23 protein-coding genes are annotated in these 21462 nt (G+C 62.1%); 13 read left to right on the plus strand and 10 right to left on the minus strand.

Annotation, left to right across the window (positions count from 1 at the left end; all coding sequences use genetic code 11):
- Positions 1-216 precede the first annotated feature (216 nt).
- Positions 217-906: a FadR/GntR family transcriptional regulator gene (locus ACFSNN_RS05860; protein ID WP_134465480.1), complete on the plus strand. Its 690-nt coding sequence runs from the start codon at positions 217-219 to the stop codon at positions 904-906.
- Between the two features lie 181 nt (positions 907-1087).
- Here the strand turns inward: ACFSNN_RS05860 and ACFSNN_RS05865 are convergent, their stop codons facing one another.
- Positions 1088-1681: an acyl-homoserine-lactone synthase gene (locus ACFSNN_RS05865; protein ID WP_134460123.1), complete on the minus strand. Its 594-nt coding sequence runs from the start codon at positions 1679-1681 to the stop codon at positions 1088-1090.
- A gap of 153 nt (positions 1682-1834) precedes the next feature.
- On the opposite strand from ACFSNN_RS05865, the gene ACFSNN_RS05870 reads away from it, so the two are divergent.
- Positions 1835-2152, plus strand: a complete 318-nt coding sequence (locus tag ACFSNN_RS05870) for a helix-turn-helix domain-containing protein (protein WP_134460120.1) — start codon at positions 1835-1837, stop codon at positions 2150-2152.
- Here ACFSNN_RS05870 and ACFSNN_RS05875 read toward each other — a convergent pair.
- The 3 genes from ACFSNN_RS05875 to ACFSNN_RS05885 form a co-directional block, all read right to left on the minus strand.
- Positions 2136-2840: a helix-turn-helix transcriptional regulator gene (locus ACFSNN_RS05875; RefSeq protein ID WP_106300542.1), complete on the minus strand. Its 705-nt coding sequence runs from the start codon at positions 2838-2840 to the stop codon at positions 2136-2138. The genes ACFSNN_RS05870 and ACFSNN_RS05875 overlap by 17 nt on opposite strands.
- Positions 2841-3149: 309 nt before the next feature.
- Positions 3150-3449: a hypothetical protein gene (locus ACFSNN_RS05880; protein ID WP_134460117.1), complete on the minus strand. Its 300-nt coding sequence runs from the start codon at positions 3447-3449 to the stop codon at positions 3150-3152.
- Positions 3450-3495: 46 nt separating this feature from the next.
- Positions 3496-3651, minus strand: a complete 156-nt coding sequence (locus tag ACFSNN_RS05885; protein WP_166799317.1) for a hypothetical protein — start codon at positions 3649-3651, stop codon at positions 3496-3498.
- Between ACFSNN_RS05885 and ACFSNN_RS05890 the strand changes: the two genes are divergently transcribed.
- From ACFSNN_RS05890 to araD, 6 genes are all read left to right on the plus strand, one after another.
- Positions 3650-4591, plus strand: coding sequence for an SMP-30/gluconolactonase/LRE family protein (locus ACFSNN_RS05890; protein WP_134460115.1), 942 nt, complete (start codon positions 3650-3652; stop codon positions 4589-4591). The genes ACFSNN_RS05885 and ACFSNN_RS05890 overlap by 2 nt on opposite strands.
- A 239-nt stretch (positions 4592-4830) precedes the next feature.
- Positions 4831-6000, plus strand: coding sequence for an ABC transporter substrate-binding protein (locus ACFSNN_RS05895; protein WP_134460112.1), 1170 nt, complete (start codon positions 4831-4833; stop codon positions 5998-6000).
- Positions 6001-6089: 89 nt separating this feature from the next.
- The gene (locus ACFSNN_RS05900; protein ID WP_134460109.1) at positions 6090-7169 is read left to right on the plus strand and encodes an ABC transporter ATP-binding protein; all 1080 of its coding nucleotides are present in this window, start codon (positions 6090-6092) and stop codon (positions 7167-7169) included.
- Positions 7166-8044 (plus strand): ABC transporter permease, encoded by an 879-nt coding sequence (locus tag ACFSNN_RS05905; protein ID WP_134460106.1) that lies wholly within the window; start codon positions 7166-7168, stop codon positions 8042-8044. Before ACFSNN_RS05900 ends, ACFSNN_RS05905 begins: the two co-directional genes overlap by 4 nt.
- The gene (locus tag ACFSNN_RS05910; RefSeq protein WP_134460103.1) at positions 8044-8982 is read left to right on the plus strand and encodes an ABC transporter permease; all 939 of its coding nucleotides are present in this window, start codon (positions 8044-8046) and stop codon (positions 8980-8982) included. Before ACFSNN_RS05905 ends, ACFSNN_RS05910 begins: the two co-directional genes overlap by 1 nt.
- Before the next feature lie 30 nt (positions 8983-9012).
- Positions 9013-10800 (plus strand): L-arabinonate dehydratase, encoded by a 1788-nt coding sequence (araD, locus tag ACFSNN_RS05915; RefSeq protein ID WP_208949539.1) that lies wholly within the window; start codon positions 9013-9015, stop codon positions 10798-10800.
- Between the two features lie 105 nt (positions 10801-10905).
- On the opposite strand, the gene ACFSNN_RS05920 is transcribed toward araD, so the two are convergent.
- Both ACFSNN_RS05920 and ACFSNN_RS05925 read right to left on the minus strand, forming a co-directional pair.
- A complete protein-coding gene (locus ACFSNN_RS05920; protein ID WP_134460097.1) occupies positions 10906-11511 on the minus strand; it encodes a short chain dehydrogenase in 606 nt (201 codons plus the stop codon).
- Positions 11512-11727: 216 nt separating this feature from the next.
- Positions 11728-12180 carry a DUF3005 domain-containing protein gene (locus ACFSNN_RS05925; protein WP_134465479.1) on the minus strand — a complete coding sequence of 151 codons (453 nt, stop codon included), beginning with the start codon at positions 12178-12180 and terminating at the stop codon, positions 11728-11730.
- A 323-nt stretch (positions 12181-12503) separates the two neighbouring features.
- Between ACFSNN_RS05925 and ACFSNN_RS05930 the strand changes: the two genes are divergently transcribed.
- The 3 genes from ACFSNN_RS05930 to ACFSNN_RS05940 all read left to right on the plus strand — a co-directional run bounded on the left by ACFSNN_RS05930 (position 12504) and on the right by ACFSNN_RS05940 (position 14756).
- Complete coding sequence (locus ACFSNN_RS05930) at positions 12504-12737, plus strand: hypothetical protein (protein ID WP_012426179.1); 234 nt, start codon at positions 12504-12506, stop codon at positions 12735-12737.
- A gap of 127 nt (positions 12738-12864) precedes the next feature.
- Positions 12865-13791, plus strand: coding sequence for a serine O-acetyltransferase EpsC (gene epsC / locus ACFSNN_RS05935; RefSeq protein ID WP_134460094.1), 927 nt, complete (start codon positions 12865-12867; stop codon positions 13789-13791).
- Between the two features lie 137 nt (positions 13792-13928).
- Positions 13929-14756 carry an AraC family transcriptional regulator gene (locus ACFSNN_RS05940; RefSeq protein WP_134460090.1) on the plus strand — a complete coding sequence of 276 codons (828 nt, stop codon included), beginning with the start codon at positions 13929-13931 and terminating at the stop codon, positions 14754-14756.
- Positions 14757-14777: 21 nt separating this feature from the next.
- Here the strand turns inward: ACFSNN_RS05940 and ACFSNN_RS05945 are convergent, their stop codons facing one another.
- The 3 genes from ACFSNN_RS05945 to ACFSNN_RS05955 all read right to left on the minus strand — a co-directional run bounded on the left by ACFSNN_RS05945 (position 14778) and on the right by ACFSNN_RS05955 (position 17253).
- Positions 14778-15293 (minus strand): metal-dependent hydrolase, encoded by a 516-nt coding sequence (locus tag ACFSNN_RS05945; protein ID WP_134460086.1) that lies wholly within the window; start codon positions 15291-15293, stop codon positions 14778-14780.
- 139 nt (positions 15294-15432) lie between these two features.
- On the minus strand, positions 15433-15903 hold the full coding sequence (locus tag ACFSNN_RS05950) for a hypothetical protein (RefSeq protein ID WP_166799316.1): 471 nt from the start codon (positions 15901-15903) through the stop codon (positions 15433-15435).
- 198 nt (positions 15904-16101) lie between these two features.
- Positions 16102-17253, minus strand: a complete 1152-nt coding sequence (locus ACFSNN_RS05955) for a porin (protein ID WP_134460080.1) — start codon at positions 17251-17253, stop codon at positions 16102-16104.
- Between the two features lie 628 nt (positions 17254-17881).
- Here ACFSNN_RS05955 and ACFSNN_RS05960 point away from each other — a divergent pair.
- Together ACFSNN_RS05960 and ACFSNN_RS05965 are read left to right on the plus strand one after the other, a co-directional pair.
- The gene (locus ACFSNN_RS05960; RefSeq protein WP_012426185.1) at positions 17882-18418 is read left to right on the plus strand and encodes a hypothetical protein; all 537 of its coding nucleotides are present in this window, start codon (positions 17882-17884) and stop codon (positions 18416-18418) included.
- Between the two features lie 219 nt (positions 18419-18637).
- Entirely contained in the window at positions 18638-20590 is a 1953-nt protein-coding gene (locus tag ACFSNN_RS05965; protein WP_134460077.1) for a PhoX family protein, read from the plus strand.
- Between the two features lie 414 nt (positions 20591-21004).
- Here ACFSNN_RS05965 and ACFSNN_RS05970 read toward each other — a convergent pair whose 3' ends face one another.
- Positions 21005-21439 (minus strand): hypothetical protein, encoded by a 435-nt coding sequence (locus tag ACFSNN_RS05970; protein WP_134460074.1) that lies wholly within the window; start codon positions 21437-21439, stop codon positions 21005-21007.
- Positions 21440-21462: the final 23 nt, after the last annotated feature.

A 21462-nucleotide genomic window follows, 5' to 3' on the forward strand; every position in this document is an offset into this window, starting at 1 on the left:
ATGTAAGCCTGAATGATCGCCGAAAAACATGCGCTGGACCTGGATGTAAATCAAACTCTTGTCAAATTTTTCGACGGTGTTGTCAAGTTCGGCGAGCGCCTGTGGGCAAGCGTTGACGGGATTTCGCGCCCATTCGCAAGGCATATCCACGACTGGGACAAAGGAAGGTTTGCCTTACAATTACAACCTACTCAGACAAGCTGCTTCAGTCCGCTGATGAACGAGCGCAAAACGACGGGCTTGCCCGACAAGATCTACGGCGACATTCTCAACCGCATTGTCGAAGGCGAGTACAAGGAAGGTGAGCGCTTGCCGACCGAGCATGCGCTGGCCGAGCGTTTCGCGACGTCCAGGCCGACGGTCCGCGAAGCCTTGGCGCGCTTGCGGGCGGACGGCATCATCATGACCCGGCACGGCTCGGGTACGACGGTCGCGCGCCGGCCGGACCCGGACGTGCGCCGCTTCGCGCCGCTCGAAACGCTGTCCGATATCCGTCGCTGCTATGAGTTTCGCATCGTGAACGAAGCGGGCGCCGCGGAGCAGGCGGCGCTCAAAGCCGATGCCGACGACATCGCCGCCATCCAGCACGCATGGGACCAACTGGAGGGGATCATCGAGACGCAAGGGATCGGCGCGAAAGACGACTTTATGTTCCACCTGGCGGTGGCGCGCGCGTCGAAGAACCCTTTTTTCATCACGGTTATGTCGTTCATCGAGGAGCAGATCCTGTTCAGCATGAACCTTTCGCGGAATCTTTCGCTGGTGAAGACGGTGGCGCGGCAGCGGCTCGTGCAGGAGGAGCACAGGGCTGTGCTCGACGCGATCCGCCGCAAGGATGCGCCAGGCGCGGCGAACGCCATGCGAGCGCATCTCGAGAACGCGCTCGAGCGGATGTTCGGCTCCTGATCTGCCGCCTTGGTCGCCTCGTCGCGCGCGAAGGCTGCGGCGAGCTGCCGTGCTAGCGGGCAAGTGCGATTCCAAGGCCGGCTGATGCGGCGTCGAATCGCCACTGTCGCGGCAGCGAACCGGCCGCCGGCTAACAGCCAGGCAGCAGGCAGGCTGCAACTAGCGGGCGGACAGGCGAGAGCTACGCAGCAACGGCCATCGGTCCGAACAGCGCAGTGCGAGTCTTCGGACTCACGGCGATATCTAGCGCCACCGCTCGCTCCACACCGATCTGCAATGGCGACCCGAGCCGGCTGATGTCGATACCGGTTTTGCGCAGCAGCCGCTCGATCGGCGTGGTGGTCACGGTGACATACCGCGTGATGCCCATCTGGTCGGCGAACGTCACCAGTTCGTGGATCGCCTGCATGGTGAGGTCAGCAAAGCCGAACGACTGCTCCTCGCCGCTGGTCTCGATCGCGAACCGGCTCAATTCCCAGATGTGCCGCCCAACCGGCGCGGCCGCGCCATGCAGCAACTGCGGGAAGGTGTCCTTCAGCATGTTGGGGCCCTCGGTCGGCATCAGGCGCCAACAGCCGCGCACTTGCCCGTTGTCGGCCTGGATCAGCATGTAGTGCGGCCCGAGCGCGTCATAGCCGTCGATCTCCATGCCCGCGATGGTCGGAATATCCCACCCGAGCCGCCCATGAAATACTCGCGCCCGCAGGCGATACATCTCGTTAATGTCCGCGTTGTCGAATTCCTGACGCATTCCAATCCGGATTGCTGTTTGCATGACGTTCTCCTGAACGTGTTGGGGTACCCAATACGCAAGAAAACTTATGCATTTTGAATGTTTCCGCCACCTACCTACCTGGATAGGTGTGCATGCTTATCGGGTAACGCAGAATTCGAGACAAGCACTGCACTCAACCGACAGGACCGAAAAATGGAACTCATCGAAAATCATTGGCAACCGCAAACCGGCCTTCAGACCCGTCCGGCGGAGCCTTCCACGGCGGTGGACCGGGTTCTGATCATTGCTTATCGCAAGAAGAAAAAAGAAAGCCAACGCCGTTTCTGGGCGCGCTTTGGCGTGACGCAGTCGCGCGGCAGCCGGTTCGAATCCGGTGCGGAAATCCCGGCGCCGGTCTCGATCCTGCTGGGTCTGTACTTCACCAAAACCGTGTCCGACGCCGATCTGGGCCGCGCCGAGCGCGTGCTGTACAGCCGCGACGCCGCCGCCTTGCTCAACCCGGGTCAATAAGCCCGAGTTGCGCTGCAATTACGGCCGCCGCACGCCGCGAATTCACACCGAATTTCGTCCTGATGTTCTTCATGTGGAAGTTCACCACGGCTTCCGAACAGTTCAGGATGTGGGAGATTTCCCACGTGGATTTGCCGCGTGCGGTCCATTTCAGGCATTCGCGTTCGCGCGGCGTTAGCTTGGGCAGTAAGGTCTGAGCGTGCGTATTCAAATGGCGCTGACTGGTGTCGATTACCAGGTCGCGCAATAACACCAGGTTCGGCAATGCCACGTTGATATGACGCCAGAATTCGTCGTTGGGATTGTTGTCATTGACGAAGCACATCATGCCGGCTTCCTGGTTGGGCCCGTGAATCGGCAGTGTTATACCGGAGCGCAATCCGTGCGCGCGGGCTTCCTCGTACATGGAAAGCTGCGGCGCGGTCTTGAAAATATCCGGCGACCAGATCAGCGGCGTGGCGCGCGTCGCGCAATGCGCAACGGTCGGATCGATGTGAACCAGTCCCTGCTCATCATACGTACGCCGCCAGGTGGGTGAGTACGTGCTGCGCACGTAAGCGTCTTCCAGGCGAATGGTCGGGCGCGGCAGCATGGCGATCAAAAGCTTGTCGAAGCCCCACGTCTCGGCAAGGCCCGCGATTGCACCGAACCATTCCGCTTCGTCGGCGGCGTTCAGTAGCGGTGCCATCTGCTCGATAAAATGTAGCGACAATTTTTACTCTCTCAGGCTCTCGGGCATCCCGTCGCGGTGAATTGCGGTACGGCATTCCATCCGGTGGGTTTTTACTTTCATAATCTATCACCAAAATTTATTTCGCAGAGCGAGAACTGATTTCTAACAATATGCCAGCGACGGTGATTCGGTGAGAATGCGAATGAATCGCTCTTTGTAACTGATTTTCTGATCAAATTAACAATCACCGGTCGTCTATGTGGGTAATTTTCTCGTAGTAGTCGTTTTGATGCCATTCTTAGGCAACATTATTGCGAAAACATTCTAATTAACGGTCGCTGCCAAAATTTCAGTCAAAATCGCACTGTTTGCCGATAATGTCTTTCGCATGCAGCGCGGCGATGGCGAGATAAATGTCAGTGCCCACGCGCTATTGTCATACAAAAGAGGCGTCGCGTAGTTTGCGCCGTTCGTGATCCACGCGAAGAATTCGTCAAGCTGGGCTCGGCGCCAAGTTGTTTGACGACATTCTGGATCCAGTGCTACCGTGAGCGCTCCGCTTGCGGTGTGATCCATCATGAACGAAACCCCCGATCCGCGACGGCGAGTCGGCAGCTCGATCATGGCTGTGCCGCCGCTCGCGCGCGATCACCGAGACGTTGCAACGTCTTTACGACGCCTTCCTGCCGCTCGAAACCTTGCGCGACGACTCCGTTCGACGCCGCCCGAGCGTCGTGCGAAGATCGAGCACGCCGCTCGGGTGCCGCTCGCGTAGGAGCGTGAATTCGCGCAAGCCAACCCCCACCTCGACCCTCAACGCCAGCATGACCGACAACACTCGACGCTATCCAGACCCTTCCATCCGCGTGCTCGACCCGCGCTTCAAACCGTTGATCCTGGCTTCCGCGTCCGTCGAGTGCCTGTATCAGGGCGCGCGCTGGTCCGAGGGCCCGGTCTGGTTCGGCGACGGCCGCTATCTGCTGTGGAGCGACATTCCGAACGACCGCATCCTGCGCTGGGACGAGCCAAGCGGTACGGTGTCGACGTTTCGTCAGTCGTCGAACAATGCCAACGGCCATACGCGCGACCGTCAGGGCCGCCTCGTCAGCTGCGAACATCTGACGCGCCGCGTCACGCGCACCGAATACGACGGATCGATCACCGTGCTCGCCGACCGCTATCGCGGCAAGCACTTCAATTCGCCGAACGACGTGGTCGTGAAATCGGACGGCTCGATCTGGTTCAGCGATCCGACCTTCGGCATCGACGGCTTCTATGAGGGCGAGCGGCAGGAGTCGGAATTGCCGGCGTGCGTGTACCGCATCGACGACCAATCCGGCGAAGTCACCGTCGTCGCGGACGACGTGCTCGGCCCCAACGGTCTGGCGTTCTCACCGGACGAGTCGGTGTTGTACATCGTCGAATCGCGCGGCGAGCCGCGCCGCAAGATCCGTGCATTCGACGTCGAAGGCACCGGCGGGGCGCTGTCGAACAACCGCGTGTTGATCGACGCGGGCCCGGGCACGCCGGACGGCTTTCGCGTCGACATCCACGGCAATCTGTGGTGCGGCTGGGGCATGGGCACCGACGAACTCGACGGCGTGCGCGTCTTCACGTCGCAAGGCGAGCCGCTCGGCCACATTGCATTGCCGGAGCGCTGCGCGAACGTGTGCTTCGGCGGGCGGCATCGCAACCGGCTGTTCATGGCGGCAAGCCACGGACTCTATTCGCTCTACGTGAACACCCAGGGCGCGCAAGGCGGCTAGTTGCCTGACAAGTTGTCGTCAGAGGTCATGCACAGCTTCGGGTTTGCCCTTGGATGCAGCGCGCAAGCCATTGAGCGGCAAGGATTCACCCCGAAAACCGCGGTTTTCGCGAGCCCGTTGCCGCGACGAGCATTTGCTTGACATCAGCTGTCCCGCTTCGCTATGTTCCATTGGTAGTAAGACACCGCCCGCAGCGCATTCGACCGGCGGATTTCCATACCAAGAAGCGAGGAGACGCAATGACTGTTTCAGACAGGTTGGCGCTCAGGCTGGTGTCCGTATGTCTCGTGGCGAGCGCCGCTTTCGCATCCGCCGCGCACGCGGCCGACCCGGTCACGCTCAATATCGTCGACGTGGCCGGCGACCTTCAACTCACGCAAAAGGGCTTCGAGGCCTTCAAGGCGAAGTACCCGAACCTCGTCGCCAGTCTCACGTTCACGAATGCGCCCGCGCCGCAACTGCCCGGCAAAATCAAGGCGATGCAGGCCGCAGGCCGCTCCGATATCGATCTCGTACTGACCGGCACCGACGCGCTCGCCGCGGGCATCGAACAGGGTCTATGGATGAAGCTGCTGCCCGAGAACGCGGCGGCGTTCCCGGGCGTGCTCGACAAATACGCGCCGGGTCCGCGCAAGATGCAGGATCTCGCGCAAGGCTACGGGCTCGAAGTGGCGTATATGCCTGCCGGCCCGCTGCTCGAATACAACCCCGCCAAAGTCAGCGACCCGCCGAAGACACCCGAGCAATTGCTGCAATGGTGCAAGGCGCATCCGGACAAACTGATCTATGCACGGCCGGCGAATTCCGGTCCGGGCCGCACGTTCCTGATGGGCTTGCCGTACGTGCTTGGCGACAAGGATCCGCAGGATCCGATTCACGGCTGGGACAAGACGTGGGCCTTTCTCAAGCAACTGAACGATTGCATTCCTTACTATCCGGGCGGCACGTCGGCGGTGATGAAGGAGCTCGGCGAAGGTACGCGAGACATGACCGTGACCGTGACGGGCTGGGACATCAATCCGCGCGCGCTCGGTATCGTGCCGGCTGAATTCCGCGTGCAGGCCTTCGGCAACATGACGTGGGTGAACGACGCGCACTACATGGTGATCCCGAAAGGCGTGCCGAAGGAAAAACTCGACGTGCTCTACAAGCTGATGAACTTCATGCTCGAGCCGGCGCAGCAGGCCATGACCTATGACGACGGTTACTTCTATCCCGGTCCGGCGATCAAGGGCGTGAGCGTCGAGCAGGCGCCCGCGCACAGCCAGGACGTGCTGAAGAAATATGGCCGCCCTGAGTACGCGAAGCTGCTGGCCGAGCGTCCGCACGTATTGCCGTTGAATGCCGCGGCGATGGTCGCGGCTTTCAAGAAATGGGACACCGAGATCGGTGCGCAGAAGACCAAGTAGCCTCCGCACCGGCCGTGCACGCACGCAAGCCGTCTTGATCCCCACGTGATCGATGACGGCGCACGCATCGCGCGTATCAGGAAATCGCCATGAAGCATCACTTTGAGCAGTTGCGGCTCGACTCGGTGAGCCGCAGTTTCACGAATGCGGAAGGCCAGGCGATCGCGGCACTGCGTGGACTCGATTTGACCATCCAGCGTGGCGAGTTCATCGCATTGCTGGGGCCGTCCGGTTGCGGCAAATCGACGGCGCTCAATTGCATCGCCGGATTGCAGCCGTTGACGAGCGGCGGCATCTGGCTCGACGACCAACGCATCGACGTGCTGCCGCCGGAGAAGCGCGGTTTCGGCATGGTGTTTCAGAACTACGCGCTGTTCCCGCACATGAGCGTGCTCGACAACGTCGGCTTCGGTTTGAAAATGCGCGGCATTGGCAAGAGCGAAGCCGTGCGCCGGGTGCGCGAAGCGTTGCAACTCGTGCAACTCGTCGGGCACGAGCGCAAACTGCCGGGCCAACTTTCCGGCGGCCAGCAGCAACGCGTCGCGATTGCGCGCGCGATCGTGATCGAGCCGCCGCTGATCCTGATGGACGAACCGCTGTCGAATCTCGACACCAAGCTGCGCATTGAAATGCGCGCGGAGATTCGCCGCATTCATAGCCAGCTCGAACGCGCGACGCTCTACGTGACGCACGATCAGGACGAAGCGCTGTCCATGGCGGATCGCATCGTCGTGATGAGGGAAGGCGTGGTGCAGCAGGTCGCCACGCCGAAAGAGGTCTACACGCGGCCGCAGAATCTGCATGTCGCGCGCTTCATGGGCTATCGCAATGTGGCCGAGTTCGAACTCGAAGGCACGCAAGGCGAAGGCGTGCTGGTGAGCGCGAACGGTGTGCGTCTGCTCGGCACGCCAATGGCCGGCTTCAACAGCAAACGCGTGAGCGTCGCGCTGCGTCCCGAGGACATGGAGCGCGCCGCACCCGGCGCGGAGAATGCCTTCGATGCGTTGGTGACGACCGTCGAATATGGCGGCCGCGATTCGCTGCTGCGCGTGAAGAGCGCCTTTGGCGATATCTGGGCGCGCGTCGGCGGAGAATTCGAAGAAGGCGAGCGCATCAGCCTGCGCGTGCCGCCGTCGCGCACGCTCGTTTACGACGCGGAGGCCGCATGAACACGCCCACACTGTCGCCGCCGCTCGTTCCGCGCGATGCCAAGGCGTGGCTCGTCGCCCCGGCGTTGCTCTTCATCGTCGCGCTGTTCATCTATCCATTCGCGTACGGTCTGATGCTGTCGTTCCGGCCGATGAACGGCGGCGGCCTCTGGGCCAACTATCTGGCCTTCTTCACCGACACGTCGATGTGGCCGACGATTTTCGTCACGCTCAAGCTCTCGGTGCCGGCCACGCTGATCAACGTCGGCGTCTCCGTGCCGGTGGCGTTCGCGCTGCGTCGCTACTCGCGCCATCAGAAGTTCGTCACGACGCTGCTGGTGATTCCCGTCACCCTCGGCACTGTGTTGATCGCCGACGGCATGCTCACGTACTTCGGCCCGAACGGCTGGTTTCCGCAAGCATTGCAGGGCCTGCATCTCTATTCGCGCGAAGTACGCCTCACGCATAACTTCTGGGGCGTGCTGATCTCGCTGATCGTGTCGGGTTTTCCGTTTGCGTTTCTGTTGACGCTCTCGTACGTGACGGGCATCGATCCGACGCTCGCCGCCGCCGCGGCGACGCTCGGCGCGAGTCCGTGGCAGCAGTTTCGCCGCATCTACGTGCCGCTGCTGGTGCCGGGGCTGACGATGGCGGCTTGTCTGTCGTTCGTTCAGGCGTTTTCGGTGTTTCCATCCGCGGTGCTGCTCGGCGCGGCCGCCGGGCCAACGCGCGTGATGTCGATCGCCGCCGCCGAGGCCGCGTTCGAAAGCTATGACTATTCGCTGGCATCCGCGATCGCGATGGTAATGGGCTTCGTGCAGCTGCTGGTGGTTGCCGCGCTGCTCGGCGCGCGCCGCTTCTTCTACAGCGGTCCGGCCACCGGAGGCAAAGGCTGATGACGACCGATCATCGCGCGGCGCGGCCTTCGTGGTCCGCGTCCACATCGAACGATCACGACGACGGCGCGCGCGAGCCAGAAAAGCGCACCGGTCACACCCGACAGCGCACCGGCTTGCCCGGCCGCATCTGGCGCGTGCTGGTGTGGGGCGCGATGGTGTTCTTCCTCGTCAACGTGGTGCTGCTGATCGCGACCGTCGCGGTCAATTCGATCGCGACGCGCTGGTTCGGCACCTTGTTGCCGCAAGGCTTCACGCTGCATTGGTATGCACAGGCGTGGAGCGATTTCCAGTTGGCGAGTGTGTTGTGGGTAACCGTCGAAGTGGTCGGCGCAGTCGTGCTGCTGTCAGTCCTGCTCGGCGTGCCCGCGGCTTATGCGCTCGCGCGCGTGCAATTTCCCGGCAAGCGCATCGCGATGCTGATCTTCCTGTTGCCGCTGATGGTGCCGCCCGTCACGTACGGCATCCCCATGGCGACGGTGATGTACAAGGTCGGCCTCGCCGGCACGCTGAGCGGCGTGATTCTGGCCAACCTCGTGCCGGCGTTGCCGTTCGTGATTCTCGTGATGACGCCCTTCATTGAACAGATCGATCCGAATCTCGAAGCGGCGGCGCGTATTTTCGGCGCCAACACGTTTCGCTATTTCCGCTATGTGCTGCTGCCGTTGCTCGTGCCCGGCATGCTGGCGGCGGGCTTGCTGGTGCTGGTGCGCACCATCGGCATGTTCGAGCTGACTTTTTTCACCGCGGGCCCCGCGACGCAAACGCTCGTGGTCGCGCTGTACTACGCTGTTTTTTCAACCGGCGTGCGCGCGCCGCAATCGATCGATGCGATGGCGATGATCTACATGGCGATCACGCTGATCTGGGTACTGATCGCACTGCAATTCGTGAGCCCGACGCAAATCGTGTCGCGCGTGAAGGAACAGAAGCGCTGACTGCGCCCGGACATAAGCCGCTCTTGCGGCATGGCGAAAGACATCGTGGAGCAGACGTTGACGAAGCGAAAGAAACCCGAAGAACTGCGCAGCCACCGCTGGTACGGCGTGAACGATCTGCGCTCGTTTGGCCACCGTTCGCGCACCGCGCAAATGGGCTATGACCGCGAGGAATACGCCGGCAAACCGGTCATCGCGATTCTCAACACGTGGAGCGAGATCAACGCTTGTCATACGCACTTCAAGCAGCGTGTCGAAGAAGTGAAGCGCGGCATCTGGCAGGCCGGCGGCTTTCCGGTCGAACTGCCGGTCCAGACGCTCTCCGAGCCGTTCCAGAAGCCCACCACGATGCTGTATCGCAACTTCCTCGCCATGGAGGCCGAGGAGACGTTGCGCTCCTATCCCGCCGACGGCGTCGTGCTGATGGGCGGTTGCGACAAGACCACGCCCGCTTTGCTGATGGGCGCGATCTCAATGGACTTGCCGGCGATTTTCCTGCCCGCCGGCCCGATGCTGCGCGGGAACTGGAACGGCGTGACGCTCGGCTCCGGTTCCGACGTCTGGAAATACTGGGCCGAATTGCGCGCGGGCACGATCACGCAGGACGACTGGCAAGGCATCGAAGGCGGCATTGCGCGCTCGCCGGGGCACTGCATGACCATGGGCACCGCGTCGACCATGACGAGCGCGGCCGAAGCGCTCGGCTTCACGCTGCCCGGTTTCGCGTCGATTCCCTCAGTGGATTCCCGTCATGCGCAGATGGCGGCGAAAACCGGCTTGCGTATCGTCGAAATGGTGTGGGAGGACCTCAAACCGTCCGACCTGCTCACGGCAGGTTCCGTCGATAACGCCGTGACCACCTGCCTCGCGCTGTCCGGTTCGACCAACGCCATCGTGCACATGATCGCGCTTGCGCGCCGCGCCGGCATCGAGTTGACGCTCGATCGCTACGACGACATCTCGCGCCGCACGCCGGTGTTGGCGAACGTTCGTCCGACCGGTGCATATCTGATGGAGGACTTTTTCTATGCGGGCGGTTTGCGCGCCTTGCTCGCCGAATTGGGCGAGCTGATCGACCGCTCGCAGAAAACCGTTAACGGCCGCACGCTCGGTGAGAATCTCGAAGGCGCGGAGATTTTCAACGACGATGTGATCCGCCGGCGTGACAAGCCGCTGCTGCCCAACAGCGGGCTCGCGGTGCTACGCGGCAACATCGCGCCCGACGGCGCCGTGATCAAGCCCGGCGCCGCCGAACCGCATCTGCTCGTGCATACCGGCCGCGCGGTGGTGTTCAAGGACTACAACGACATGGCCGCGCGCATCGACGACGACGCGCTCGACATCGACGAGAACAGTGTGATCGTGCTCCAGCATGCGGGACCGGTCGGCGCGCCGGGGATGCCTGAATGGGGGCAATTACCCATCCCGCGAAAATTGCTGCAGAAAGGCGTGCGCGACATGGTGCGCATATCGGATGCGCGGATGAGCGGGACGAGTTACGGCGCGTGCGTGCTGCACGTCGCGCCGGAGTCGTTCATCGGCGGACCGTTTGCGTTGGTCGAGAGTGGCGACATGATCGAGCTCGACGTGCCGCGACGCAAACTCAACCTGCTGGTGACGGATGATGAACTCGCGCGCCGCAAAGCTGCGTGGGTCAGGCCGGCGCCGCGTTTCACGCGCGGCTACGGCGCGATGCATCAGGTGCATGTGATGCAGGCGAATCAAGGTTGCGATTTCGATTTCCTGCAACGCGGCGGCGCGCAATCCGCTGCGGATGCGGACGTCGCGAACGATACGGGCGAGCCGGAGATTCACTGAGTCGACGAGCCCCGTCGAGAGCGTTACGCGGCCCTTGCAGCGCGCCGATAACGTAGGAACAGGGCGCGATGCGGCTCAGTAGCCGCATCGCGTGAATCCTTCACTTCAATAGCCGACGCGATACACGCGGCCAGTCTGCGCGCCTTCCACGCTGCGCGAATAGGCCATCGCCGCGCGCTGCGCAGTCACCGGTTCGAAGCCGCGGAAGTAGGGCGCATAAGCGTCCATCGCTTCGGTGAGCACGGTCGGGCTGACCAGGTTGATGCGAATGCCGCGCGGCAATTCGATCGCCGCGCCGCGCACGAAACCTTCCAGTGCCAGATTGACGGTGGTCGCGCTCGCGCCCTGCAGAATCGGTTCTTCGGCGAGGATGCCGCTTGTCAACGTGAACGAGCCGCCGTCGTTCACGTATTGCTGACCCGCGAGCACCACGTTGATCTGGCCCATCAGCTTGTCGCGCAGGCCGACCCAGAACTGCTCGATGCTCATCTCGGGCAGCGGACCGAAATGCACCTTGCCGGTCGCGGTGACGACGCCATCCACTTTGCCGATCTCGCGAAAGAGCCGCTCGACGCTCGCCGGGTCGGTGCTGTCGACCTGGTATTGCCCGCGTGTCGCGCCCACTTCGATCACTTCATGGCGCGCCTTCAGTTCCGCGCTCACCGCCTGGCCCAGCGTGCCGGTGGCGCCGATCACGACGATCTTTTTCATCTACTGCTCCATTGAGGGTTGATGTGCAGTCGATTCTGCCGATGTTTGTCAGAAGGAAATAGCCTTGTCGGCGTGCAGGTCCTGCAACCCTGAGTTTCTAATCGAAGTAAAAGCGCGCACCGCGAATCAAACGGTGCGCGCTTCGCAATACACGGATTAATTAGGGCTCGCGCGAGAATTCAAACGCGCAAGCAAATGCGAACATCGCGCGAATGTTTATTTCACCCGATGTAATTCGATCAGCCTGGTAGGGCGCAAATGATTAAGGGCGTAATGAATGCGGCCGCGGTCCTGACGGCTGCCGACCGGCCGTGGGTCGTCGTACTGATGATCCGCCGAATACGCACCTTGCGGCGCGACCATGCCTTTGTCGATCACGGTGTAGCCCGGCTCGAGCGCGAGCAGCAGATGACTGCCGCCAACCCGGCTGTCGAAGCCGGCCATGCCGTCGAGCGACTCGGGCACGCTGTTCGTGAGAGTTGCATTGCTGGTGGTGATTTCGTCGGGCGAGATGGGGCTGTGGCCCGCTATGCGCGCGGCTTCGAGGTTTTTGCCGTCGGTGTCGACGGTGCTGTCGTGGGTGCGGTCGTTGTGCAATTCCGCGGTGTTCGCGCGGCTCGTGGGCGCTGGTTGCGTCGCGTCTGCTGGCTTGTTGATATCGCTGTTCATCATGCATTCTCCTTTGAAGAGGACATGGTGTGACCTGCAGCAAAACCCGTTCCGCCTCGCACAAACCCTGATTCACCTGTTCTTGCTGCGCTTTGTCCGCAGTCGCATGCGCAGTTGCGAGTGAGGTATTCGGCTGGCGATTGCGTCCGCGTTTCTTTTCGATTTTTTTAATGGACGCGTATTTTCTACAGAGTATGATCTTACTCCGACGAGCGAAGCGCGGTTAAATTGGAAGACATTCGGTCCGGCTATTTCTTGATGGCCGGTAGCACCGTCTGCGCGCCACTCAAAACATTTTACGGGGCCGTCAGGGCGGGTGACACATGCACTTCGATGCTGCATTCACACATCGCGGCTATTTGTTAAATTGCGCGCCCGCGCGCGCGGTGGATGGCACGTGGCAACCTTACGTAGTTATCTCCCGCTCAAGCGACGGCGAACTGGTCGCCAACCGTTTTTTCCCCACCGACTTGCGCTTTCGTGAGGAAGCGGCCGCGATTGCCCATGCGCGCGATTGGGCGGTGCGCTGGATCGACGCGAGCAGCGTGACCATCTGAACGCTCCGGCGGCTAGTCATACCGCGCGTGCTCCGCCGTCGAGCGGGGCTGCGCGAGCCGCGGCAAAACGCGGTAATCTCTCGGCATAATCACTTCGAACCGTGCTCCCGCGCGGCGCTGTCCTTTTATGCCTAACGTGCCTACCCAGAACTGGGGCCTCGAACAGATCGTCGCCGACTTGCGCGCGTCGCGTGAACAATTGCATCGCACGCGGCATCCGCTCGGCATTCGCGAGTTGCCGTCGCGCGAAGCGGTGATCAACATCGTCGCCGGCCTGCGCGCGGCGCTGTTTCCCACGCATTACGGCGCGCCCGATCTGACTGACGAGACCGTCGACTATTACGTCGGCCATACGCTTGAAAGCACGCTACGGCTGCTCGCGGAACAGATTCGCCGCGCCCTGCGTTTTTTGCCCGAGTTCGGTGAGACACCGGATGTCGATTTGCAGGCGCGCGCATTCGACGTCGCGCGTGAATTCGGCACGCAGTTGCCGGGCATTCGCGCGTTGCTGGTCAGCGACATTCAGGCGGCGTTCACCGGCGATCCGGCCGCGCAGCACATCACCGAAATTCTGCTTTGCTACCCGGGCGTGTGGGCGATGACGCATCATCGCCTCGCGCATGCGCTGCATCGCCTGGGTGTGCCGTTGCTAGCGCGTTTTATCAACGAGATCGCGCACTCGGCAACCGGCATCGACATTCACCCGGGCGCGACGATCGGGCCGAGCTTCTTTATCGACCACGGCACGGGTGTCGTGATCGGCGAGACGGCGATCATCGGCGAACGCGTGCGCGTGTATCAGGCCGTGACGCTCGGCGCGAAGAGTTTCGCCGCGGATCTGGACGGCACGTTGGTCAAGGGCAATGCGCGTCATCCGATCGTCGAGGACGATGTCGTGATCTATGCCGGCGCGACGATTCTCGGGCGCGTGACGATCGGGCGCGGCTCGGTGATCGGCGGAAATGTGTGGCTCACGCACAGCGTGCCGCCGGGCAGCAGCGTGTCGCAAGGCAAGATCCGCGAAGGCGAGCGGGCCGACGAGGGGCGGCAGTGATGCGCGGCTTTGTACGCGCGTGCTCGTGTGTCTTCATGCGAAGGCGCGCGTGCCGACAACCGGCAGCAGTGATGCACGGCTCGGCTTGTGAACCGTCGCGTGCATCAACGCGCGCACATCCTTTTAGCTGCTAGGCGATGAGCACGCCGCGTGGCCGCGTCCACATGCCTCGCTGCGCGATTGGCGGCGTCGAAGCGACGGTGGCTGAAACGGCGCATGCGTTTCCGCGCCATTCGCACGACCGCTTCGGCGTCGGCGTGATCGTCAGCGGCGGGCATCGGTCGGCGAGCGGGCGTGGGCTCGTCGAAGCGCGCGCCAACGACGCGATCATGGTCAATCCCGGTGAAGTCCACGACGGCAGTCCGCTCGACGAGCGCGGGCGCGCGTGGCGCATGCTGTATTTCGAACCGTCGATGCTCGTCACCGCCGCGAGCGAACTGACCGGCGCGGCGGCGCACGAGATCGAACTCACGCAGCCGGTGGCGCACGATCCTTTGCTGAAGCGCTTGTTCGAGCGGCTGTTCACCGTCGCGGTGGAAGCGCCTCTCATGCCGGACGATCTGGCTCGCGAGGAGGCATTGCTCGAACTATTCGGGCACCTCGTGCGCGTTCATGCGACACGGCCAACACGCTCATGGTCGACCGCTGCATTGGGTCCCATTGCGCGAGCGAAGGCACGCATCGACGACGACCCTTCTTCTCCGCTCACGCTGGCCGATCTCGCCGCCGACTCCGGCATGAGTCGTTTCCAGTTGTTGCGCGGCTTCGCGCATGAAATTGGACTGCCACCGCACGCTTACAGGATGCAGCGTCGCGTGGCGCTCGCGAGACAATGGATCGCGCGGGGCGCGACGCCTGCCGATGCGGCTGCCGCAGCGGGCTTTGCCGATCAGAGTCATATGACGCGCGCGTTCGTGCGCCTGCTCGGCGTGACGCCCGCGAACTACGCGGCGGCGCTGCGCTGAGCTGCAGCCTCAAGCACAGCCTCAGCCGATCCGCAAATGCTGGAGCAAGGCCGCGCCATGCACGCCGTGCAACCAGACGTGCTGCCCGATAAACCACGCCGCCGCCCACGAAGCCGCCACCACGATCAGATCGCAGTGCCCGCTATTCCAAAGGTTCAACGAGTGCCGGCCGGCAATCCATGGCACGCCTAATGGATTCGGCCAATCGGCAAACAGATGCATCAGGCCGCCGCAGGCGAATCCGAACGCCGGCGCGGCATAGACGGAATGCCCGAGCCAGTGATATGACACCGCGAGTAGCGCGAGCCATCCCACACCCCAATGCGTCAGCGTGCGATGCGTGATCCACAGACGCCGCGCGCGCGACCACCACGCGACTTCCAGCCAGTCCGGCGCCGTGCTCCCGATCACGCCAGCGACGAAACTCAACAACACGCCGACATGAAACGAACCGCCGCCGCCGACGCGCGCGACGATCGCCGCCGCGATGACGCCGGCCGCAAAACCGGTAGCGTGATGTGCTTTGCTGGATGCCATCGAAACTCGCGGCAGAGCGCCGCTTCAGGAACAAGGGGCGGCTATGTTCGCAGATGCGCGGATAAAAAAATAGCCGGCACGCGAGTTAAAAAATTCGCGCGCCGGCGTGGCCTTCGGATCGCAAGCGTGTGACCGAAGCTCAGGTCGCGCAGCGTGCGATATCGAAACGCATTTCCGGTTCCGGCGGATCGTCCGGCGCGTTCGCGGGATGCATGACCTTGATGACGGAGCCGGCGTTCGACGGCGTCAGCGTCACGAAATACGAGTTGTTCGAATCGGAGCCGACGGCTATCTCCGTCGCGCTGCCGACGTGTGACATGCGCACACGTGACAAACGGCTTTCGAGGCAGTTGGCGATATAGGCGGGGGCGTGTTGCGAGGACACGTATATCATCGGCAGGGACGCGTCGCGGGCGGGGCCGCTGGAAGAGCCGCAGCCGGCGAGGGCGGCGAGCGCGGCGGCAGCGGGAGCAAGCAGGAGAAGTCTTTTCATGGTCCGATCGTCGGCGTCCCCGGTCGTACGCGGGAACTTGGGGCGCGGGCGAAGCGCAACGCGATAGAGCGCGACGTCATGCTTCGCGACGAAGCCGCCGTTCAACCGCAACGACATCGCAACGTTGCAGCGTTGCGGCAAGGAAGGCAGCCGGACTCAGTATACCCATCGGGTGCACGCGTCGTCACTATCCGCGGCCGTCGGCATTGTGTCCAAACGTAAAGGCCACGAGAGCCCGCGATGTGATCGTGTCACGCGCGGGTTGTCCGCGAAGCGAGTCGAACCATTCGCTTCGCGGTGTTCAGCTGAAAATACTTAGAAGCGGTGACGCAAGCCGACTGCCGCCGCCACCTGATTGCCGGTCGACGAAGGTGCGAGCGTGTTGATCGCCGCGACGTTCGAACCAAAGTTGCCAAGTTCGCCCGAGGCATGCTGATACACGCCTTCTACGTACACATCGGTGCGCTTGCTCAGCGAGTAGTCGCCTTGCAGCGATACCGTGTGCCACTTCGGATCCCCCGAGCCGTTCGAGCCGGACATCTTGCCGTCGGTGAACGTGTACGACGCCGCGAGGCTGAGGGCCGGCGTCAGCGCATAGCGGCCGTTCACTTCGTAGTTGTCCAGGTGCAGGTTGGTGCCGGCGACGCCAGGCAGCGTCGTGCCGCCGACGTCCACCCCGGTGATACCGTCGAGTTGCGTATGCGTGTAGACGAAGCCGACCGTTGCCGGGCCGTACGTGTAATTGATGCCCGCACCATACGTGCGCTGCAGATTGGCCGCGACCGCCGCGGTGCCGTCGCCTTGCGACACCGCGCCGCTCAGGTTCGAACTGCCCGACTGGTTCAGTTGCAGGTACGCGGCGGCAACGCTCAACGGACCGTTGTCGTACGAAGCGCCGACGCTCCACGCGCGGTTGTTGGAGAAATCGCCGGCCGAGTTGCTGAATCCATACAGACCGCCGAACTTCAGGCCCGCGTAATTCGCGCTCGTGTACTTGACGGCGTTCTTGATCGAGAACGAGTTGTCGAGGTTGTCGTTATCGAGCGGGTGAGCCGCCAGGTTGTTGCCGTAGCCGGCGCCTGCTTCCGACAGCGGCGCGAGGTAGTCGACCACGGAGTCGTATTGGCGGCCGAGCGTCAGCGCACCGTACTGATCGCTCTTCAGACCGACGAAGGCCTGACGGTTGAACATCGTGTTGCTTTCCGTGTTCTGCCCGTTGTTCAGGTTGAAGCCGTTCTCCAACGTGAAGATCGCATGCAGGCCGCCGCCGAGGTCTTCGCTGCCGCGCAGGCCGAAGTAGGTGTTCGACACTGAGCCGCTGCCTTGTTGCCAGTTGCTATGGCCGCCCTGGTTGTTCGAGTAGACGAGGCCGGCGTCCAGCGTGCCGTACAAGGTCACGCTGCTCTGGGCATGGGCGCTGATGGCAACCGCGCTGAAGAGACCTGCTGCGATGAGGGTTTTTTTCATGGTTAGATAACTCCGAAACGTGCATGGGAATCGTGCTGCAGTGATCACCGCCAATTGTGCTGGCGGGCTGACGATCCGCTGCGCAGTGTATTTCCTGCTATTCGCGTATTTAATTGCAAATGGCACAACAATCCATTTTCAAATCCGTAATGACGAATGGAGAATTGTCTAAGTGTGGATAGATAAAGAAAAAATCCATGCCTCTATGGATTCATGGATGCCATTTCAACCAGGCGATGTTGCTTGACCGCGACGACTCGCCGCAAGCCATTGTCGGTAAGGGATGGCGTTATTTCGAGATATCTCACCATTTTATTCTGTTTCACGCAATGCACTCTTTCAATTCATTGGTTCTATCTCAATGAATTACGGTTTTACAATTCGCCTTGCCCTCTGACCAAGGGTGTCTTTTTCATCTTTATACGTGGCCTTCGGGCCGCGTTTTTTTATGCAATTTTTAATAGCCGGTTTATAAGTCACCGCAAACGAGCAAATAGATTATTTCGATTGTCGATGCGCTCGCCGCGTCTTGTCCGTTCGTCAGAGGGCCGTATCCGCTGTGTACGAGGCGGGTAGAATTGCGCGCTTGAGATGTGTTTCCGCCCCTGCGAACGTGAGTGAACCTGCAATGACCGATCTACCCCTTCCATCGTCCGACACCGCTGAAGATCTCACGACGGAAGGCGCGTCCGAACTGGGCGAAACCGTGCATGAAGCGCGTCTGTGGCGCGACGATGGCTGGACCGCGCGCGTCATCAAGAATGAAGACGACGAAGGCTGGGCCGTCGCCATGATCAAGGACGGCGAAGCGGAACCCGCGCTCGTCGGTCCGTGGACCATGGGCCGCAACAAGAAGGATCCGAAGCCGCTGGACACGTCGGCGTTCAACACGCTGGTGAAGACGGCGTCGGAAGTGCTGCGTCGCCATGAGCAACAACTGCGCGCGCAGCTGCATAAAGAAGTGCGGGTGGCGAGCGCGGACGGCAACGACGAACTCGACATCACGCTCGACATCGTTCCCGACGAAGATGAGCCCTATGCATTGCTGACCGCGCTCGATACATTCGGCGAGCAGCTCGCGCAAGTGCAGGTTGCGCCTAACTTCAAACTCAGCAAGGCGAGCGCGGCGGCGTGGGTCGAGAACGAGTTTCGTCGTCCGGGTTAGAGGACTGTGCCGCTGCGCCCAGCAACAGGCTCCGGGGCTGGCAGACGTTGTCTCTCAAAGGTTTGGGCATTAAATTACTAATTGCTGTCAATATACTTTCATATTCACTTCATAGAATCCTCGCGTCATAGCGGCGCGAGCGTGAACCATGTGGTTTGGGTCTGAGTGCGTGCCCGCTGTGCATTCACCCACGCTACCCAAACACTGGATCACGACAACATGGCAGAGCCGCTCGACCTTTCCCGCCGCAAGGCCTTGAAACTTCTCGTGGGCGCGCCGATGCTGCCGCTCGGCGGACTCGCCACGGCCTCGATGCTGACTGCTTGCGGCGGCAGCGACGAGCTGGCGACGCCCGTCAAACCGGTCGCCAACTTTGTCTCCGCAGCGTTCGTCAGCATGGCCGCGCCGACGCTGGCCGACCCGGCGGCCATGGCGAAGACCACGGTCGGCTCGACCTTGACTGTGCAACTGAGCGACGGCAGCAGCCGCGCGTTCAAGCTGGCGTACCAGCCGTTCTTCGTCACCGGCGACAGCGTGCCGAACGTGAAGGGCGGGACGATTCTTGCCGGCGGCTACTTCGACATCAACAACCAGCCGATCGTCGATAAATCGGTGGCGGGCAAGGAGCGTCAGTTTTACTCGGATTGCCCGGACGGCAGTTCGCTGATCCGCCTCGACAATCCCACCGTGAAGGGCCTCAAGGGCAACGCGGTGTTCGCCGTCGTGCAATTCGAATACACCACGCGCGATCAGAGTCTGGTCTCGATGTACGGCCAACTGCCGTCGCCGATTGCCGTGCTCACGCTCGACCAGGACCCGGCCACCGGCAAGCTCACGTTGGCGGGCTACTCGAACGTCGATACGTCGAAAGCCCATGGTTTGTGGATTACCTGCGGCGCGAGCCTGTCGCCGTGGAACACGCATCTGTCGAGTGAAGAGTACGAGCCGGATGCAACGACGATCGCCAGCAACAGCCAGTTCAAGGGCTTCAGCCGCAGTTTGTATGGCGATGAAACCACCGCGAACCCGTATCACTACGGGCATCTGCCGGAAGTCACCGTGAATCCGGACGGCACTGGCACGATCAAAAAGCACTACTGCCTCGGCCGCATCTCGCACGAACTGATTCAGGTGATGCCAGACAAGCGCACTGTCCTGATGGGCGACGACGCGACCAACGGCGGCCTGTTCATGTTCATCGCGGATCGCGAAGCCGATCTGTCGGCGGGCACGCTGTACGTCGCGAAGTGGACGCAGGTGTCGGCGAGCGGTGCGGGCGCGGCAACGCTGTCGTGGATCAAGCTGGGCCACGCGAGCAGCGACGAAATCGAGGCGCTCGCCAATCAGCTGCGCGCCAGCGACATCATGGACGTCGCGACAAAAGACCCGCTCGATCCGGCCTACACGAAGATCAACTACAACGGCACGTTCAACTGGGTGCGCGTCAAGCCCGGCATGACGCAGGCGGCAACCTTCCTCGAGACGCATCGGTATGCGGCGCTGGCCGGCGGCAGCATGGGCTTCACGAAACTCGAAGGCACGACGGTCAATATCAAGGACAAGGTGCTGTATTCGGCAATGTCGCGTATCGAGAAGTCGATGGTGCGCGGCAACGCTGCATCCACCGACGTGGCCGTCGACAAGACGATCAGCGCCGGCGCGGTCTACGCGCTGAACATGAAGGGCGGCCAGCGCGACCGCAGCGGCGCCGCGATCGACAGCGAATGGGTGCCGGTGGACATGGCCGCGCCCGCGGCGCTGGTTGGAGAGGATCTGTCGACGGCCGACGCGCTCGGCAACACGGCGAATCCCGAGCGCATTGCCAACCCGGACAACCTCAAGTTCTCGGAGAAACTGCGCACGCTCTTTATCGGCGAGGACAGCGGCATGCACGTGAACAACTTCCTGTGGGCGTACAACGTCGACACGAAGACGCTCGCGCGCGTGCTCTCGTGCCCGGCCGGCGCGGAATCGACGGGCCTGCACGCGGTTGATGAAATCAACGGCTGGACTTACGTGATGAGCAACTTTCAGCACGTCGGCGATTGGGAAAGTCCGTTGCACGACAAGATCAAATCGACGCTCGATCCGCTCGTGCGAGCGAACTATAAGGACCGCTTCGGGGCGACGGTGGGGTATCTGACAGCGGATCCGGCGGGGATCAAGTTGTAAGGCGCACAAGTCGAACTCGCCTGTCTTAGGCCATCCGGCTGAGGAGTCAGCGAGGGGGAATCTCGCGATAATTTGCGGTTTCCCCTTCGGCCGGCGTATGCAGTGATTGAGGGGCGAGTCGATTCGCGATCCGAGTTTCAACCGCCGTTAGCCGATGTGGCATCCGTGAATAACTCGCCGATTCCAGCCTCGAAAACAGGTGAGGCCCCACAAGGGGGCCTCATAACTTCGCGGGTGCGCTTGATCGGCGTGAGCCGACGTAACCAGCACGGCTGGATCCTGTTTGACGAGGAGGCAGATAGACGCCCTTTCGGGCCCCGGAAAATCCATCTGCGGCAATCATAACGCGTAAGAACTCGTCTTCCTATCTGCCCATTGGCCATTCCAACGAGCCCTGCGCTCGGTCGTGCCGCCTCAACTCCGCTTGCAAAAAATCGCCGTAATCAGCGGCGCCACGTGGTGCACGATCGCCGTGCTGCCGGTGCCGGCCATCGCGTTCCGCACTTTGGCCTCGCTACCGAACACCACGACGCCGTAGGCCGATCGCGCGACCGGTTCGCCGTCGCCGACACGGAACATGGGGTCGTCTTTTTCGTAGCCGACCACCGCGAACACCCGAAAGCCGTATGCCGTCAGATTCGCGCCGGAGGTCGGCGAGAAGGCGTTGATCGAGTTGCTCTCCACACGCGTGGGCTTCGGGTCGATCAGCTGTTGGTCCGCAAGGTCGGCAATGAACTGATGGCCGCTTTCATTGCAGGCGAGCGGCGCGTCGAGCGCGGTGGCGTAACTGGCGAGCGGCAACGCGGCGGCTGCCAGAGCAAGGAGTACAGACGAAAGAAAGCGTTTCATAAGCGTGGACGGCCACCTGAATC

It is taken from the genome of Paraburkholderia dipogonis, assembly GCF_042680985.1.
In the GTDB taxonomy this organism is placed as follows: Bacteria; Pseudomonadota; Gammaproteobacteria; order Burkholderiales; family Burkholderiaceae; genus Paraburkholderia; species Paraburkholderia phytofirmans.

Bases quoted from the DNA above. Each gene is read 5' to 3' on its own strand.
- ACFSNN_RS05940 (WP_134460090.1), top strand. From the start codon at position 13,929: ATGAGCACGCCGCGTGGCCGCGTCCACATGCCTCGCTGCGCGATTGGC.
- ACFSNN_RS05900 (WP_134460109.1), top strand. From the start codon at position 6,090: ATGAAGCATCACTTTGAGCAGTTGCGGCTCGACTCGGTGAGCCGCAGT.
- ACFSNN_RS05945 (WP_134460086.1), bottom strand. From the start codon at position 15,293: ATGGCATCCAGCAAAGCACATCACGCTACCGGTTTTGCGGCCGGCGTC.
- ACFSNN_RS05960 (WP_012426185.1), top strand. From the start codon at position 17,882: ATGACCGATCTACCCCTTCCATCGTCCGACACCGCTGAAGATCTCACG.
- ACFSNN_RS05865 (WP_134460123.1), bottom strand. From the start codon at position 1,681: ATGCAAACAGCAATCCGGATTGGAATGCGTCAGGAATTCGACAACGCG.
- ACFSNN_RS05970 (WP_134460074.1), bottom strand. From the start codon at position 21,439: ATGAAACGCTTTCTTTCGTCTGTACTCCTTGCTCTGGCAGCCGCCGCG.
- ACFSNN_RS05910 (WP_134460103.1), top strand. From the start codon at position 8,044: ATGACGACCGATCATCGCGCGGCGCGGCCTTCGTGGTCCGCGTCCACA.
- ACFSNN_RS05920 (WP_134460097.1), bottom strand. From the start codon at position 11,511: ATGAAAAAGATCGTCGTGATCGGCGCCACCGGCACGCTGGGCCAGGCG.
- ACFSNN_RS05895 (WP_134460112.1), top strand. From the start codon at position 4,831: ATGACTGTTTCAGACAGGTTGGCGCTCAGGCTGGTGTCCGTATGTCTC.
- ACFSNN_RS05860 (WP_134465480.1), top strand. From the start codon at position 217: ATGAACGAGCGCAAAACGACGGGCTTGCCCGACAAGATCTACGGCGAC.
- ACFSNN_RS05885 (WP_166799317.1), bottom strand. From the start codon at position 3,651: ATGCTGGCGTTGAGGGTCGAGGTGGGGGTTGGCTTGCGCGAATTCACG.
- ACFSNN_RS05870 (WP_134460120.1), top strand. From the start codon at position 1,835: ATGGAACTCATCGAAAATCATTGGCAACCGCAAACCGGCCTTCAGACC.
- epsC (WP_134460094.1), top strand. From the start codon at position 12,865: ATGCCTAACGTGCCTACCCAGAACTGGGGCCTCGAACAGATCGTCGCC.
- ACFSNN_RS05880 (WP_134460117.1), bottom strand. From the start codon at position 3,449: ATGATCGAGCTGCCGACTCGCCGTCGCGGATCGGGGGTTTCGTTCATG.
- ACFSNN_RS05965 (WP_134460077.1), top strand. From the start codon at position 18,638: ATGGCAGAGCCGCTCGACCTTTCCCGCCGCAAGGCCTTGAAACTTCTC.
- ACFSNN_RS05955 (WP_134460080.1), bottom strand. From the start codon at position 17,253: ATGAAAAAAACCCTCATCGCAGCAGGTCTCTTCAGCGCGGTTGCCATC.
- ACFSNN_RS05875 (WP_106300542.1), bottom strand. From the start codon at position 2,840: ATGGCACCGCTACTGAACGCCGCCGACGAAGCGGAATGGTTCGGTGCA.
- ACFSNN_RS05890 (WP_134460115.1), top strand. From the start codon at position 3,650: ATGACCGACAACACTCGACGCTATCCAGACCCTTCCATCCGCGTGCTC.
- ACFSNN_RS05905 (WP_134460106.1), top strand. From the start codon at position 7,166: ATGAACACGCCCACACTGTCGCCGCCGCTCGTTCCGCGCGATGCCAAG.
- ACFSNN_RS05925 (WP_134465479.1), bottom strand. From the start codon at position 12,180: ATGAACAGCGATATCAACAAGCCAGCAGACGCGACGCAACCAGCGCCC.
- ACFSNN_RS05950 (WP_166799316.1), bottom strand. From the start codon at position 15,903: ATGTCGTTGCGGTTGAACGGCGGCTTCGTCGCGAAGCATGACGTCGCG.
- ACFSNN_RS05930 (WP_012426179.1), top strand. From the start codon at position 12,504: ATGCACTTCGATGCTGCATTCACACATCGCGGCTATTTGTTAAATTGC.
- araD (WP_208949539.1), top strand. From the start codon at position 9,013: ATGGCGAAAGACATCGTGGAGCAGACGTTGACGAAGCGAAAGAAACCC.